Origin of the sequence: Burkholderia semiarida, from assembly GCF_029268935.1 — a bacterium.
Classification (GTDB): domain Bacteria; phylum Pseudomonadota; class Gammaproteobacteria; order Burkholderiales; family Burkholderiaceae; genus Burkholderia; species Burkholderia semiarida.
In genome coordinates, this window is record NZ_JAHLCL010000008.1 from 1,711,492 (window position 1) to 1,725,947 (window position 14,456).

Sequence of the window (14,456 nt, forward strand, 5' to 3'; positions counted from 1 at the left end):
GTATCGGATCGACCATGTACGCCCGCCGGCGGCGCATCACGTCGGCCTGCGCGAGGTCGGCCCTCCGGTGCCCGGCGGGCGTTTCAAAACAAAGAGACCATCCGCGAGCGCCGATGTACGCGACGCGCGTCAAGATCCCCTCCGGCAATCGCGCTCCGCCGCGCCCATCGCCTCGCCGATCACGCTCGCTTCACTCCCCGCTGCGCGCCGTATCGAAGTGCAATAACTGACAGTTTCTCGTCCGGGCGCTTTTCATTAGATTGGCGACACGATCCCTGCAAAGCCCGCGCCCCGACATGACTCTCACCGACAGCGAAGCACAGCACACGACGACCGCCGCGTACCGGGACATCGCCGAACGCCATGCGCGTTCCGCCCCTTGCGGCGCCTTCCATCGCGACGCATGGGATGCCTTGTCGGACGCGGGACTGTGGCGCCTGCCGGTACCGCGCGAACTCGGCGGCGCGGGCGGCACGTGGCACGACTTCGTCGATGCCTTCGAAGCGGTCGCCGCGGCGCTGCGCTCCGTCGGCTTCGCAATGGCGCTCGCCAATCAGGCGACGCTGATTCGCGCGATCGCCGCATACGGTTCCGACGCGCAGCGCACACGGCATCTGCCGTCGCTGCTGTCCGGCGCCATCGGCGCCACGGCGATCTCCGAGAAAGGTACCGGCACCGAAGTGCGCGCGCTCGAAACGTGCCTCGTTCGCGACGGCGACCACTACCGGCTCGACGGCCACAAGTACAACATCAGCCACGCGCCCGAAGCGCGCCTGATGATGATCGTCGCGACGCTGACCGGCGACGGCAAGCCGGCCACCGCGCTGGTGCTGATCGATCCCGAACGCGCGGGCGTGCGGCGCAGCGCCCCGCAGGCGACGTTCGGCGTCGCGGATCTTCCGATCGGCGATCTCGCGCTGTCCGGCGTGCGCGTCGACGCCGACGAACTGCTCGGCACGCCCGGCGACGGGCTGCGCCTGCTGATGGACATCGCGTCGATGAATCGCGCGCTGTTCGGCCTGCTGTGCGCGAACGTCACCCAGCCGTTTCTCGCCGACGCGCTCGCGCATGCCAGCGGCCGCAAGACGCTCGGCGTCGCGCTGGACGCCCATCAGCACGTGCAGCGCCGGCTGGTGGACGTCCAGGTCGGCATCGAACGCACGCGCTGGACGGCGCGCGCGGCGCTCGATCAACTCGTCGGGCAACGTCCCGAGGCGCTCGCGAACTGTTCGATCGCGAAGCTCGCAGGCGCGCGCGATCTCGCGCAGGCCGCGCTGCACCTGCTCGCGATTCACGGCAGCGACGGCTACCGGCGCGGCCCGCTCGCCACCTTCGTCGCCGACGCGCTGGCGATGGGCTCGGCCGGCGGCACCGAGGAAATGCATTACCGCAACATCTTCAGCCAGATGCAACGACGCGCGGCCGCCACGGCGCGCGCGGCGTGAGCGTTCACCCTTCCATCCCCCTTCAGGAGCTGCCCTTGACTATCCAGACTGGCCTGCGCGCCCGCGCCACTCACCGCGTCGACACGATTTCGCTCGCCGATCAATGGGGAGGCGAAGCGCACGCGCTCGCGAGCCCGATCATGATCATCTTCATCGAACAGACCTGCATGCAGGCGACCGACCATCTGCTGCCGGCCGGGCAGATGACGGTCGGCTACAACTTCGAGATCAAGCATCTCGCGCCGACGCCGCCCGAATGGGAGGTGACGGTCGACGCCGAACTGATCGAGGTCGACGGCCGCATGATGACGTACCGGGTCGAGGTGCGCGACGCGGTGGGCGTCGTCGGCGAAGGCGTGCATACGCGCTGCGCCGTCAGCCGCGACGGCTTCCACCGCCGCCTGGACGAGCGGCGCGACAGCGCGGCGCTCGTGCGCTGACGAGCCGGAGCCTGACCATGATTCCGCTTCCGCTGCAGGGTCTCCGGCTGCCGGTGATTGCGTCTCCGATGCTGATCGCGAGCTATCCCGAGATGGTGCTCGCCCAGTGCAGGAGCGGGATCGTCGGCGCATTTCCGGCGCTCAACGCGCGGCTCAGCGCGCAGCTCGGCGACTGGATCGACACGATCGACGGCACGCTGCGCGCGTACCGGGAGGCCGATCCCGATGCGCCGGTCGGCCCGTACGCGGTCAACCATATCTGCCATCCGTCGAATCCGCGCGTCGAACAGGATCTGCGCATCTGCATCGAGCGCCGCGTGCCGCTGATGATCACGAGCCTGCGCGCGCCGTCGCGCGACGTCGTCGACGCGATCCACGCCTATGGCGGGATCGTGCTGCACGACGTCACGACGGTGCGACATGCGCAGAAGGCGCTGGAAGCCGGCGTCGACGGCCTCGTCCTCGTCGCGGCGGGCGCGGGCGGCCACGCCGGCACGCTGTCGCCGTTCGCGCTGGTCACGGAAGTGCGGCGCTTCTACGACGGCTTCATCGCACTGTCCGGCGCGATCGCGACGGGCGACGCGATCGCCGCCGCGCGCGCGCTCGGCGCCGACTTCGCGTACATCGGCACGCGCTTCCTGGCGTCGCACGAAGCCAACGTGGTGCAGCGCTACAAGGACACGATCGTCGAAGCCAGCGCTGCCGACATCGTCTACACCGATGCATTCACCGGCGTCCACGGCAACTACCTGCGCCAGAGCATCGAGGCGGCCGGGCTCGACGCGCGCCGGCTCGCACGGGTCGACGGCGCGCAGCTCGATTTCTCGCCGGACGGCGGCGCGAAGCAGTGGCGCGACATCTGGGGGGCCGGCCAGGGCGTCGGCGCGATGGACGCGGTGCTCAGCGTGGCCGACATCGTCGAACGCCTCGCGGCCGAATACGCGCGCGCCGTCGCACGCATGCAGCCGGGCGCGGCGGCGCACGTCGCCGCGCACCGGCCGGCCGTTTCCCCCGCTTCACGGATCGACACGCCATGACGCCGACCGAACTTGCCGCGCCGTCGTCCGTCGACGATGCGATCGCACGACGCCGCGCGCGGATCGACGTGATCGACGACCAGCTTCTCGAACTGATCGGCCAGCGCATCGCTCACGCAACCGAGATCGGTCATCTCAAGCGGCATGCGGGGCTCGCGGTGCGGCAGCCCGCCCGCGAAGCGTCGATCGTGGCCGAGCTGTGCACGCGCGCGCCGTGGGGGCTGCGCGACCGCGACCTGCGCGCCATCTGGCAGACGCTGTTCAGCGCGAGCCGTGACGCGCAAGCGCTGCCGTCCGTCGCGTTCCTCGGCCCGTCGGGCACCTACACCGAAACCGCGATGCTGCGTCATTTCGGCGAATTCGCCCGCGGGCAGGCGCACGAGACGATCGACGCCGTATTCGACGCGCTCGCGCGCGGCGACGCGGAATGCGCGGTCGTACCGATCGAGAATTCGTCCGAAGGCGCCGTGACCCGCACGCTCGACCTGCTGATCGCGCAGGCGGCGAGCGTCACGGGCGAGATCGAACTGCCGGTCGCGCACTGCCTGCTGAGCGCCAGCGGATCGCTCGCCGGCGTCGACAGCGTGGTCGGCCATCCGCAGGCGCTCGCGCAATGCCGCGAGTGGCTCGACGCGCATGCGCCCGGCCTGCGCCGCATCCCGGTGTCCAGCAACGCGGTGGCCGCGCGCGAGGCGGCGCACCTGTATGACTGCGCGGCGATCGCCGGTGAGCCCGCGGCCGCGCTTTACGGACTGCGAATCGTTGCCAGCGCGATCCAGGATCACCCGGACAACCACACGCGCTTCGTGATCGTCGGTGGCCAGGCGCCCGCGCCGACCGGCCACGACCGCACGAGCATCGTGCTGCGGCCGACCGATGCGCCCGACGCGCTCGCGCGCGTATTCGACGCGCTCGCCCGACACCGCGCCCCGCTGCTGTGGGTCGGCGTGCGCCCGGCACGCGGCGCCGGCCATGCGTATCGGTACTGCATCGATTTCGGCGGGCACCTGCTCGATCCGAACGTGCGCGCGGCGCTCGACGAGATGGCGCTCGCCGCGTCCGAGCTGCGCGTTCTCGGCGCCTATCCGCGAGCCGCGGGTTGTCCCGACCGGCACGCCGACGGCCCGGCCGCATCATGACGACGGCGCCCGCTTCGTCCCGCGTCGCCGCCCGGCTGCTCGCGATTCGCGACGGTCGCGACGATCGCCTGCTCGTGCTGTGCGGCATCGCCGCGGCGGACTGCCTGTCGCTCGCCGCCGGGCGATGGCTGCGCGCGTTGCGCGCCGAATACGACGACGAACTGGAGCTGCTGCCGTTCGTGCGCGGCACACCCGACGCCGCCGGCACCGCGTGCCTGCTGCGGCGCTGCGAGCGCCTCCGGCTTCCCGCGGTGGCGATCGGCGACAGCCTGGCGACCGCCTATGGCCGCTGGCGCGCATGCCTGCCCGCGGCGCCGCTGACCTGGCGAGTGCTCGAGACGTCCGCCGCACGGGCCGCGACGCCGCTGCCCGGCGGCCTCCTGGCGCGCTGGCCGGTACGCCCGGCCGAGCCGGTCGACTGGCCGCGCTCACGCCGCGTCGTTGCGGATCTCGGCGTGGCGTCGCCGGCACTCGGCGCGCGAATCGGCGCGCTCGCCGACGCACTGTGCGACGGCACGCTCGTCATCGCCGGCATTGCGCTGGACACGGCTCCGGGCGCGCCTCACACCTTCGTCACCGATGCGCTGGACCCGCTCGCCAACTACGTCCGGATGCAGCGCATCGCCGCCGTGACCCGCCGCGCGCCGTCGCTTCGGAGCCGCCTGTGAGCCCGCGCCCGCAAGCCGGCCCGATGCGCATCGCGCTCGTCGGCATGCCCGGTGCCGGCAAGACGACCGTCGGCAGCGCACTGGCCCGCGCACTCGCGCTGCCGTTCGTCGACGCTGACCGCGAACTCGAACGCCGCTTCGGCGCGCCCGTCGCCGCGCAATTCCATGCGGGCGACTTCCGCGCACGCGAAGCCGACGTCATCGACGCGCTGACCCGCGGGCCGGCGCTCGTGCTCGCGACCGGCGGCGGCGCCGTGCTGCGCGACGACACGCGCGCCCGGCTCGGCCAGCGCTGTTTCGTGATCCATCTCGCGAGCGATCTCGACACCCTGTGGCACCGCACGCGCGGCGACGCGTCCCGCCCGCTGCTGAACGTCGCCGACCCGCGCGCGGCGCTCGCCGTGCTGCACGACACGCGCGAATCGCTGTACCGCGCGTGCGCGCACTGCCGCATCGATACCTCCGGCCAGTCCGTCGCACAAACGCTCGCGGCCGCGCTCGACGCACTCGCCATCGCGTAACCCGCGCGCCTCTGTCCTTCCCCTTCCGCTTTTCGACGATGCCAGCCGCCGGTGCGGCCGGTGTGGCCGACTGCCATTTCTACCAGTTGCCGACCGTCGAATAATATCTAAAGATATATTTTTAGATACAGACCGTTCGCCTTCACGCGACAGGAAATCGACCATGCCCCTACTCATCGACCGAGCGTGCGGCGCGCGCCGCCTGATTCCCGCGCTCGCCGCGCTCGCGATCGCCGGCTGCGCCCCGTTCGGCCCGCAACGCCCGGCGGCGCGGATCACGCCCGTCGAGCAACTCGACGCGGGCGCCGCGATTCGCTCCGCCGGCGCCGGCTCGCCGACGATCGCCGAACGCTGGTGGACCGCGTTCGGCGACGCGCAGCTGGATCGCCTCGTCGACGATGCGCTGGCCGGCGCACCGACGCTGCAGGCGCAGCGCGAACGTGTCGCGCAGGCACTGGCCGACGCCGACGTCGAAAACGCCGCGCTGCTACCGCAGCTCGGCGCGACGGCGAGCGCGGTGCCGACTCGCCTGCCGGGCAGCTATCGGACGCCGCCGCCCGCGGCCGGACACTGGCAGGTCGACGCGCAGGCGCTCCTCGGCGCGTCGTGGGATCTCGACATCGCCGGCCGGCAGCACGCGCTGGCGCGCGCCGCCGCGCTGCGCGCGGATCAGCAGCGCGCGCTCGAGCATGCGGCCGCCGTGTCGCTGCAGGCGGCGATCGTCGAAACGTACCTGCAGCTCGCGCTCGAACAGCAACTGCTCGCGATCGCGCGCGATACGCTGCAGCAGCACAGCTATCTGCTGCGCCTCACGTCGCAGCGCGCCGACGCCGGCCTCGACATGCAGGTGGCCGTGCTCAGGGCGAGCGAACCCATTCCGCACGCGCAGGCCGACATCGACACGCATGCGGCTGCCTCGGCCCGGCTGCGCCACCGGCTCGCCGCGCTCGTCGGTCGGGGGCCCGGTTACGCCGACGCGCTGACGCCCGCCGCGCCGCCGGCGGCGGCGTTGCCGATGCCGGCCGTCCTGCCCGCCGCGCTGATCGGCCGCCGGCCGGATGTCCTGGCCGCGCGCTACCGGGTCGAAGCCGAAGCGGCGAACATCGACGCCGCGCGCGCCGCGTTCTATCCGGATGTCAATCTGCTGGCCTTCGCCGGCGTGCAGAGCTTCGGGTTCCGCGCGCTGTTCCACGGCAACAGCGGCACCCTCGGCGCGGGCCCCGCGATCACGCTGCCGATTTTCGAGGGCGGGCGCCTGCGCGCCGGCCTGCGCGCGCAAACCGCCGCCTACAACGCCGCCGTCGCGACGTACGACGACACGGTCGTCAACGCGCTCGCGCAGGTCAGCGACACCCTCGTCCAGATCGACACGCTCGGCCGGCAGCGGGCGCTTCAGCGCGAGGCGCTGGCGCGCGCGCAACGGACCTACACCATCGAAACGCAGCGCTACCGGAAAGGCATTTCCGGCTACCTCGACGTCCTGCTCGCCGAAGGCCGGCTGCTCGAGGATCGCGCATCGGTCGCCCGTGCGGACGCGTCGTTCGCGATCGAGCACGCCCGCCTGATCGCCGCGCTCGGCGGCGCCACTTCCACTGGAGTCGCACAATGAACCGTCCCGAATCCCCCGCCGCCGAGCCCTCGCTGCAACGCGCGCGCCGGCGCTACTTCCGCTGGTTCTTCATCGCGCTCGCCGGCGCGGCCGGCCTCGCCGCCGCCGCGTGGGCCACCACGCGCGGCACCGAGACGACCGACGATGCGTACGTGTCCGGCGACGTCGTCCAGATCTCGCCGCAGATCGGCGGCACCGTCGACGCCGTGCGCGTGCAGAACGCCGACTGGGTCCGGCCCGGCGACCTGCTGTTCAGCGTCGACAAGACCGATGCGCGGCTCGCGCTGGACGAAGCGGTCGCGCAACTCGCGCACGCGGTGCGCCAATACCGCACCGCGCATGCGGACGTGGTGCGCGAGGAAGCGCAGATCCGGGTGCGGCGCACCGAATGGGCCAAGGCGAACGACGACCTGCAGCGCCGGCTGAGCCTCGCGCAAGACGGTGGCGTGTCGCGCGAGGATCTTCGCCATGCACGCGACGCGATGGACGGCGCGGCAGCCGCGCTGAACGCGCAGCAGGCCGCCTACGACGCGACGCTCGCGCGCACCGACGGCACGTCGATCGACACGAATCCGCTCGTGCGCGCGGCGGCCGCCCGCGTTCGCAGCGCGGCGCTCGCGCTGCGCCGCACCGAAATACACGCGCCGCTCGGCGGGCTCGTCACGCGCCGGGTCGTGCAGGTCGGCCAGCACGTGTCGCCCGGCACGCCGTCGCTGGCGCTCGTGCCGCTCGATCACGTGTGGGTCGAGGCCAACTTCAAGGAATCGCAACTGCGCGGCATGCGCGCCGGGCAGCCGGTCGAGCTGTTCTCGGACCTGTACGGCAGCGACGTGGTGTTCCACGGGCGCGTCGTCGGGCTCGAAGCCGGCACCGGCGCCGCCTTCGCGGCCGTGCCCGCGCAGAACGCGACCGGCAACTGGATCAAGGTCGTCCAGCGCGTGCCGGTCCGGATCGCGCTCGATCCCGCCGAGCTGCGCGCGCACCCGCTGCGTATCGGCCTGTCGATGACGGCCTCGGTGCCGGTCGATCGCGGCCCCGGCACCGCGTCGGCGTCGCCGCCCGCCCGTGCGCCCGAAGCGCGCCGGTCGATCGACGCCACGTCGATCTATCGTGAGGATGACGAAGCGGGCGACGCGCTCGTCGCCGAGACGATTCGCGCGAACAGCGGCGCCCGTCCGCTCGCGCCGGGAGCCTGACGATGCGCTTCTTCTCCAGGAACGCGGCGCCGAAACTGCCGCTGGAGCCGCTCGCCGGCATGCCGCTGGCGCTCGTCGCGATCGCGGTCAGCGTCGCGAATTTCATGCAGACGCTCGACCTGACGATCGCGAACGTCGCCGTCCCGACCATCGCGGGCGATCTCGGCGTCGCACCGGACATGGGCACGTGGATGCTGACCTCGTTCGCGACGCCGCTCGCGATCACGCTGCCGCTCACCGGCTGGCTCACGCAGCGCTTCGGCCAGGTGCGGCTGTTCCGCGTGTCGGTGCTGCTGTTCGTGGTCACGTCGATCCTGTGCGGGATGGCGCCGAACTTCGAGTCGCTGCTGGTGTTTCGCGCGCTGCAGGGCGCCGCGTCGGGCCCGATCACCGCGCTGTCGCAGGCGCTGCTGATGGCGGTGTTCCCGTCGACGCGCCGCCACGTCGCGCTGGCCGTGTGGCAGACCACGACGTTCGTCGCGCCGGTGCTCGGGCCGATCGCCGGCGGCTGGATCACCGACAACCTGAGCTGGCCGTACATCTTCTACGTGAACGTGCCGCCGGGCGTGCTCGTGCTCGGCGTGCTCGCACGGCTGCTGAAGGGGCGCGACAACGCGACGCGGCGGCTGCCGGTCGACGTCGTCGGGCTGCTGCTGCTCACCGCCGCGTTCGGGTCGTTCCAGTTGCTGCTCGATCGCGGCCAGAACCTCGACTGGTTCGCCTCCGACGAAATTCGCATGCTGGCGGTCGTGGGCATCGCGTCGTTCGTCGCGCTGGTCCTCTGGGAGCTGACCGACGACCATCCGATCGTCGACTTGCGGCTGTTCGCGGACCGCAACTTCACGACGAGCACGCTCGCGATCACGGTCGGCTTCGGGCTCTACTTCGGCGCGCTGGTGCTCGTGCCGCTGTGGCTGCAGACCCAGCAGGGATACACGGCCACCTGGGCCGGCATCGCCACCGCGCCGCTCGGCGTCGCGGGGATCGTGATCGCGCCGCTGCTCGGCCGCTTCCAGGGCCGCACCGATCCGCGCCTGCTCGCGACCGTCGCGCTCGTCGGCTGGGGCGCCGCGTCGTTCTGGCGCATGCATTTCAACAGCGACGTGACCCTCGGCGACATCGCCGCCAATTCGCTGCTGATGGGCGCCGCCACCGCGTTCTTCATCACGCCGCTCGTGTCGCTTTCGCTCGCCGGGCTGCCCCGCGAGCGGCTGCCCGCGGCATCCGGGCTGCAGAACGCGCTGCGCCGGATCGGCACGAGCGTCGCGACCTCGGTCGCGCCGACCTACTTCGAGCGTCGTTCCCGCGTGCACAACACCTATCTCGTCGACCACATCACGCCGTACGATTTCGCGTCCGCCGACTGGTTCGCGCGGCTCGATCACGCGGGGCTGTCGCCGTCCGGCGCACTCGCGTCGGTCTCGCATGCGATCGACGTCGAAGCGCACATGCTCGCGCTGAACGATTTCTCGTTCGGCTGCCTGCTGCTGTTCGGCGCGACGCTGCTGGCGGTCTGGTCGATCCGCTCCCGCCACGCGTGACGCGCGACGGAAAACATCCGGAAGCCGTCTCGCCCGGCAGGAGCGACTGACCGGCTAACCGGGCGGCGGGCGGCGCAAGCCCCTGCCGGACCGCATCGCCGTCATCGGTGAATCGGCCTGGCGGGCCGCGCTCGACGGCACCGCGAATGAAAAAAGGGGCTGCGCGCCGATCGACACGGCGCGCAGCCCCTTCAACTGCGCCGCTTAACGCGGATCAACGCGGGTCGCTGGGCGCCGGCACGTAGCCGTCGGCGAGGATGCCGATCGTCCGCGCGGCCGGCTCGCGCAGGCGCTTGGCTGCCTGATAACCCTCCGACCGATACCACTCGCGGGCGCGCTCCGCCGACTCGAATTCGAGCACGACGACGCGCTTGGGCGCCCAGTCTCCTTCCAGCGTCTCGACTTCGGCGCCGCGCACGAGGAAGCGCCCGCCGTACTCGGCCACCGTCGGCGCGCCGAGCCGGCGGTACGCCTGGTAAGCGTCGACGTCGTGCACGTCGATGTCGAATATCACGTACGCGCTCATGATCGCGCCTCCGCGGGCGCCGGCGCCGCCGCGTCGGCCGGCGCGAGCTGCACGAACACGCGGCCGTTCTCGATCTTCACCGGGTAGGTGTGCACGCACGTCGTCAGCGGCGCGCACAGCGCCATGCCGGTCCGCACGCTGAAGCGCCCCTGGTGCAGCGGGCATTCGATCTCGTCGTCGAGCAGGAAGCCGTCGCTCAATCGCGCGTCGCCATGCGTGCACTGGTTCTCGGTCGCGAAGATCTCGTCGCCGACCGCATACAGCGCGATGTCGCGGCCGCCCACCCAGACGCCGAGTATTCCGTCGGCGCGCACCGTTTCCGGCGCGACTGCATCGATCCATTCCGTAGTCACGTTCGGCACCTCGTTCAGATCGGGTAAATCAGCGAGTTCGGAATCATCTCGCTGTCGTAGACGCAGATGCGCGACTCGAAACGCAGCCCGTGCGGCGTACGCAGGATGCGGTCCAGGTAGCGCCCGGTGTTGTACACGTCGCTCATCTGCTCGGTCTTCGTGCGCAGCACCGCGTAGTTCGTCTCCGCCTCGATCACCGTGTCGTCGAGATACGTGACGAGCGGCAGCCCGATCACGTGGCGCTGATAGTACGGATCGAAGAACAGCGTCTCCTTGATCCCGTAGACGCGATCCTTCAGCATGCCCTTGCTTTCGAAATCCATCACCGCCAGCGGCAGGTTGCGCTCGTGGTTCTCGCGCGGCACCACCGTGTACCGGCATTGCTCGATGAAGAATTCCGGCCACGCGTCCCAGTCGCCGCCGTCGAGCACGGCCGCATATCTCGCGTTGAGCTGGACGAGCGAATAGAAATCCTCGAAGGTCGCGCCGCCCGCGTGCGGCTCGGCGGCCGGCCGGGCCGTTCTTGTCGTGATCGTGCTCATTCAGGCCTCCATCACTTGGCGCCAGTACTGGTACATGCCGCGCACCAGCGTTTCGCTGACCATGTGTTCGGTCTGCTCGTCGATCTGCCGGCCGCCGAGCTCGTTGTAAACGTTGCCGTGCTGGATCTGCTCGAAGCTCTGCTGCACGCATTCGATGACCTCGCCGTCGTCCGCCGACACGAAGCCGGCCGGCCCGAACAGATTGGCCTGGCGCAGGCGGCGCCGCGTCATCTCCTCGGTGTCGGTCTCGAAACCGAAATGCGTCCACACGTAGTCGAACACGCCCGGGCCGATCGGCCGGATGCGCCGCGTCGACAGCGCATTGACCTGCTGCTGGATGATGACGCTCGGCATCAGCGTGAGCATCACGACGGTCGGATCGCCCCACCACGGTTCGTGCACGACGTCGAGGAAGCGGTCGTCGTGCAGCGTCATGCGTTCCTTGAAGCTCGTCACGTTGTGGGTCACTTCTCCGCCGCCGCCGCCGCTGCGGATCGACACCATCGCGCCGTGCCGGTGATGCGCATCGGTCACGAGCCGGGCGGGATTGTCCGCGCGCCACAGGCCGAAGTTGACGAACCAGGTGTGCAGCAGCCCCGCGTGATACGGATCCTTGATGTTCTCGACCATCAGCTTCCAGTTGCTCGGCACGCGCTGCCGCGTATAGCCGAGCACGGTCAGCTTCGGGCCGTGGAACAGGCGGTCGTAGTAAGGCAGGATGCGCGGGCCGAGGAAATCCTCGAACGATTCGACGTTCTCGTCGAACGACGCGAACACGGCGCCGCCGCGCGTCGACACGCGCAGGCGCCGCAGCGCATGCTTGCCCGGCTCGAAATCCGCCGGCATGCCGCCGTTGATCGTGCCGCCCTGACGCACGCCGCGCCGGAACGGCACGCCGATCAGGTTACCCTTCAGGTCGTAGTTCCACTGGTGATACGGGCAGTGGAAATCCTTCGCCTTGCCCGAGCGCTCGCGGCAGAACTGCATGCCGCGGTGCGCGCACGCGTTTTCGAAGACGACGATCTCGCCATCCTCCGTGCGCGTCATCACGACGGATCGCTCGCCGACTTCCGTGCGCTGGAAATCGCCGGGAGACGGCACTTCGGCTTCGAGGCCGATGTAGCACCAGTGATTCGCATAGAACAGGCGCTCGAGTTCCCGCTGGTACAGCGCTTCACTCGTATACGCCTCGTATGGCGTGCGGCCGGCGCCGTCGCCTTTCCAGTCGAGCGCGCGGGCGATGTCGATGGGTGAGTTCAAGAGAGCTCCTTTCATTCAGTAAGAAACGGCCTGCCTCGCGACGGCGGCACCGTGCGCGATGAAGCCGGCTGGCGAACGCCGCCGCGCAACCGCCGCGGCAGCCAACTGCTCGATGAGTTCGGCCGTGTGATCCCAGCCGAGACATGCGTCGGTAATGCTTTGGCCGAACACCGGCGGCGTGCCCGGCACCAGGTCCTGCCGCCCCTCGACGAGAAACGACTCGATCATGACGCCCACGATCGCGCGTTCGCCGCGATGCAGTTGCGCGGCGAGGTTGCCGCAGACGTCGATCTGCGCGCGGGTCTGCTTGCCGCTGTTGCCATGGCTCGCGTCGATCACGACGTACGGGGGAAGATGCGCGTCGCGCAGCGCGGCGCAGGCGGCCGCGACGCTGGCGGCGTCGTAGTTCGGGGTCTTGCCGCCGCGCAGGACGATATGCGTGTCGGGATTGCCGGACGTGGTCGCGATTTCCACGCTGCCGGAAACGGAGGGCCTCAGGTAACTGTGCGACACGCGCGACGCGCGGATCGCGTCGATCGCGACCTTCACGTTGCCGTCGGTGCCGTTCTTGAAGCCGATCGGCAGGTCGAGCCCCGAGGCCGCCTGGCGATGGATCTGCGATTCGGTCGTCCGCGCGCCGATCGCGCCCCAGGACACGAGGTCGTCGAGATACGGCGCGGTCATCGGATCGAGAAATTCGGTCGCGGCCGGCAAGCCCAGCGCATTGATGCCGAGCAGCACCTTGCGCGCGACGCGCAAGCCGTCCTCGATCCGGAAGCTGCCGTCGAGATACGGGTCGTTCACGAGCCCTTTCCAGCCGACCGTGGTGCGCGGCTTTTCGAAATAGACGCGCATCACGATCTCGAGTACATCGGCGTACCGCTCGCGCAGTGGCGCGAGCCGGCGCGCGAACGCCAGCGCGGCGTCCGCATCGTGGATCGAACACGGGCCGACGATCAGCGCAAGCCGGTCGTCCTCGCCCGCGATGATGCGCGCCAATGCGCGCCGCGCATCGCCGATCGACCGTGCCAGGCCGGGATCGCACGGCAACTCGGTGCGCAACCGCTGCGCACTGATCACCGCCACGCCTTGCGTCAACGCTGCCTCAACGGGTTTTTCCATTTAACGCTCCACTCTCGCTGATCGGATGCCGATTTACGGAGGCAATTAGAGCGCGGTCAAATCCCCGGTGATACTGTCATTTATCTCAGAAGCATTTCACATGGTGGATATCTGTGATTTCCGACAGTATTCCGATATGCGGATCACGTCTAACTTAACTCCTGACAAAACATGTTCTCACCTGCTGTTCTGCCAAGGAGCCTCGTAATGACAAGAAAATATTTTGAAACGCGAATCGACGTGAAGTATCGGGAAACGGACGCGATGGGCCATGTGAGCAGCCCCGTCTATTACGACTATCTGCAGCACGCGTACCTGACCTACATGCACGATCTGCTCGAGCTGCCCTATTCGGAAAAGCTGCCGCACATCATGGTCAAGACCTCGTGCGAATATCTGAAGCCCGCGCAGTACGGCGATACGATCACGGTCCGCAGCAGCGTCACGCGCTTCGGATCGAAGAGCTTCGAACTGGAATACCTGATGGTGCGCGACGGGCAGGCGGACGCCGACGATTCGGCCGACGATCATGCAGTGGTTGCGCGGGCCGTATCCACGCACGTGATGTTCGACTACGGCAGCAAGACCACGGTGCCGGTGCCGGAAGAGTTCAGGACGCGCGTGCTGTCGTTCCAGGGCGCGATCTGATGCCGCAGCCGGGGGTCCACGGACGGACACCCCGGCGCCGTTCAAGCAAACACGATCAGGCCCATCAACACGGCTTTCACGACCGCATTGGTCTTGTTGGACGCGTTGAGCTTGACGATCGATCTCGAGATGTGGAAATTGATCGTCCGCTCGGTCAGGCCGAGAATGATGCCGATCTCATACGCGGTCTTCCCCTCCGCCGCCCATCGCAATACCTCGCATTCGCGCATGCTCAACGCGACATCCACGGGAGCCTCTATATTCGCCGCACACTGAATCATTCGTTTCTCCATCCAGAATAAGACGCCAATGTTTCAGATTCATTTCCGCCGCTCATCTCGATTCACATGCCCCTCGGATTGGATGTTTATTATTTAAAGGCGTCACGAATATTCGGCGAATTCAAAAG

The 14,456-nt window shown here is 69.4% G+C and carries 15 protein-coding genes and 1 pseudogene; 10 read left to right on the forward strand and 6 right to left on the reverse strand.

Annotated elements, in window-relative coordinates; all coding sequences use genetic code 11:
• Nucleotides 1–296 precede the first annotated feature (296 nt).
• From KPB06_RS30885 to KPB06_RS30925, 9 genes are all read left to right on the forward strand, one after another.
• Nucleotides 297–1,445, forward strand: a complete 1,149-nt coding sequence (locus KPB06_RS30885) for an acyl-CoA dehydrogenase family protein (RefSeq protein WP_059584621.1) — start codon at nucleotides 297–299, stop codon at nucleotides 1,443–1,445.
• 35 nt (nucleotides 1,446–1,480) lie between these two features.
• The gene (locus KPB06_RS30890; protein ID WP_059584619.1) at nucleotides 1,481–1,885 is read left to right on the forward strand and encodes a thioesterase family protein; all 405 of its coding nucleotides are present in this window, start codon (nucleotides 1,481–1,483) and stop codon (nucleotides 1,883–1,885) included.
• Between the two features lie 17 nt (nucleotides 1,886–1,902).
• Nucleotides 1,903–2,922, forward strand: a complete 1,020-nt coding sequence (locus KPB06_RS30895; protein WP_081075380.1) for an NAD(P)H-dependent flavin oxidoreductase — start codon at nucleotides 1,903–1,905, stop codon at nucleotides 2,920–2,922.
• Nucleotides 2,919–4,061 (forward strand): prephenate dehydratase, encoded by a 1,143-nt coding sequence (gene pheA, locus KPB06_RS30900; protein ID WP_104012607.1) that lies wholly within the window; start codon nucleotides 2,919–2,921, stop codon nucleotides 4,059–4,061. The genes KPB06_RS30895 and pheA overlap by 4 nt, the downstream gene beginning before the upstream one ends.
• Nucleotides 4,058–4,729: a hypothetical protein gene (locus KPB06_RS30905; protein ID WP_060011809.1), complete on the forward strand. Its 672-nt coding sequence runs from the start codon at nucleotides 4,058–4,060 to the stop codon at nucleotides 4,727–4,729. The genes pheA and KPB06_RS30905 overlap by 4 nt, the downstream gene beginning before the upstream one ends.
• Nucleotides 4,726–5,250, forward strand: a complete 525-nt coding sequence (locus KPB06_RS30910) for a shikimate kinase (protein WP_230971923.1) — start codon at nucleotides 4,726–4,728, stop codon at nucleotides 5,248–5,250. Before KPB06_RS30905 ends, KPB06_RS30910 begins: the two co-directional genes overlap by 4 nt.
• 163 nt (nucleotides 5,251–5,413) lie before the next feature.
• Entirely contained in the window at nucleotides 5,414–6,859 is a 1,446-nt protein-coding gene (locus KPB06_RS30915) for an efflux transporter outer membrane subunit (RefSeq protein WP_060011812.1), read from the forward strand.
• On the forward strand, nucleotides 6,856–8,055 hold the full coding sequence (locus KPB06_RS30920) for an HlyD/EmrA/EmrK family protein (protein ID WP_059584610.1): 1,200 nt from the start codon (nucleotides 6,856–6,858) through the stop codon (nucleotides 8,053–8,055). The genes KPB06_RS30915 and KPB06_RS30920 overlap by 4 nt, the downstream gene beginning before the upstream one ends.
• A 2-nt stretch (nucleotides 8,056–8,057) precedes the next feature.
• Complete coding sequence (locus KPB06_RS30925) at nucleotides 8,058–9,596, forward strand: DHA2 family efflux MFS transporter permease subunit (RefSeq protein WP_059639816.1); 1,539 nt, start codon at nucleotides 8,058–8,060, stop codon at nucleotides 9,594–9,596.
• A 214-nt stretch (nucleotides 9,597–9,810) separates the two neighbouring features.
• On the opposite strand, the gene KPB06_RS30930 is transcribed toward KPB06_RS30925, so the two are convergent.
• The 5 genes from KPB06_RS30930 to KPB06_RS30950 are packed head-to-tail and all read right to left on the reverse strand — an operon-like array spanning nucleotide 9,811 to nucleotide 13,399.
• On the reverse strand, nucleotides 9,811–10,122 hold the full coding sequence (locus tag KPB06_RS30930) for a DUF1330 domain-containing protein (protein WP_059584607.1): 312 nt from the start codon (nucleotides 10,120–10,122) through the stop codon (nucleotides 9,811–9,813).
• Nucleotides 10,119–10,475, reverse strand: a complete 357-nt coding sequence (locus tag KPB06_RS30935) for a non-heme iron oxygenase ferredoxin subunit (protein ID WP_059585100.1) — start codon at nucleotides 10,473–10,475, stop codon at nucleotides 10,119–10,121. The genes KPB06_RS30930 and KPB06_RS30935 overlap by 4 nt, the downstream gene beginning before the upstream one ends.
• 14 nt (nucleotides 10,476–10,489) lie before the next feature.
• Nucleotides 10,490–11,017 (reverse strand): aromatic-ring-hydroxylating dioxygenase subunit beta, encoded by a 528-nt coding sequence (locus KPB06_RS30940; RefSeq protein WP_059584605.1) that lies wholly within the window; start codon nucleotides 11,015–11,017, stop codon nucleotides 10,490–10,492.
• On the reverse strand, nucleotides 11,018–12,277 hold the full coding sequence (locus KPB06_RS30945) for an aromatic ring-hydroxylating oxygenase subunit alpha (protein ID WP_275905743.1): 1,260 nt from the start codon (nucleotides 12,275–12,277) through the stop codon (nucleotides 11,018–11,020).
• A gap of 15 nt (nucleotides 12,278–12,292) precedes the next feature.
• Nucleotides 12,293–13,399 (reverse strand): 3-deoxy-7-phosphoheptulonate synthase, encoded by a 1,107-nt coding sequence (locus tag KPB06_RS30950; protein ID WP_063896793.1) that lies wholly within the window; start codon nucleotides 13,397–13,399, stop codon nucleotides 12,293–12,295.
• Nucleotides 13,400–13,606: 207 nt separating this feature from the next.
• On the opposite strand from KPB06_RS30950, the gene KPB06_RS30955 reads away from it, so the two are divergent.
• On the forward strand, nucleotides 13,607–14,047 hold the full coding sequence (locus KPB06_RS30955) for an acyl-CoA thioesterase (protein WP_060011819.1): 441 nt from the start codon (nucleotides 13,607–13,609) through the stop codon (nucleotides 14,045–14,047).
• Between the two features lie 41 nt (nucleotides 14,048–14,088).
• Here the strand turns inward: KPB06_RS30955 and KPB06_RS30960 are convergent.
• A pseudogene (locus tag KPB06_RS30960) lies at nucleotides 14,089–14,286 on the reverse strand (LuxR C-terminal-related transcriptional regulator); the annotation flags it as partial.
• Nucleotides 14,287–14,456: the final 170 nt, after the last annotated feature.

Bases quoted from the DNA above. Each gene is read 5' to 3' on its own strand.
- KPB06_RS30955 (WP_060011819.1), top strand. From the start codon at position 13,607: ATGACAAGAAAATATTTTGAAACGCGAATCGACGTGAAGTATCGGGAA.
- KPB06_RS30925 (WP_059639816.1), top strand. From the start codon at position 8,058: ATGCGCTTCTTCTCCAGGAACGCGGCGCCGAAACTGCCGCTGGAGCCG.
- pheA (WP_104012607.1), top strand. From the start codon at position 2,919: ATGACGCCGACCGAACTTGCCGCGCCGTCGTCCGTCGACGATGCGATC.
- KPB06_RS30915 (WP_060011812.1), top strand. From the start codon at position 5,414: ATGCCCCTACTCATCGACCGAGCGTGCGGCGCGCGCCGCCTGATTCCC.
- KPB06_RS30940 (WP_059584605.1), bottom strand. From the start codon at position 11,017: ATGAGCACGATCACGACAAGAACGGCCCGGCCGGCCGCCGAGCCGCAC.
- KPB06_RS30950 (WP_063896793.1), bottom strand. From the start codon at position 13,399: ATGGAAAAACCCGTTGAGGCAGCGTTGACGCAAGGCGTGGCGGTGATC.
- KPB06_RS30930 (WP_059584607.1), bottom strand. From the start codon at position 10,122: ATGAGCGCGTACGTGATATTCGACATCGACGTGCACGACGTCGACGCT.
- KPB06_RS30895 (WP_081075380.1), top strand. From the start codon at position 1,903: ATGATTCCGCTTCCGCTGCAGGGTCTCCGGCTGCCGGTGATTGCGTCT.
- KPB06_RS30920 (WP_059584610.1), top strand. From the start codon at position 6,856: ATGAACCGTCCCGAATCCCCCGCCGCCGAGCCCTCGCTGCAACGCGCG.
- KPB06_RS30885 (WP_059584621.1), top strand. From the start codon at position 297: ATGACTCTCACCGACAGCGAAGCACAGCACACGACGACCGCCGCGTAC.
- KPB06_RS30905 (WP_060011809.1), top strand. From the start codon at position 4,058: ATGACGACGGCGCCCGCTTCGTCCCGCGTCGCCGCCCGGCTGCTCGCG.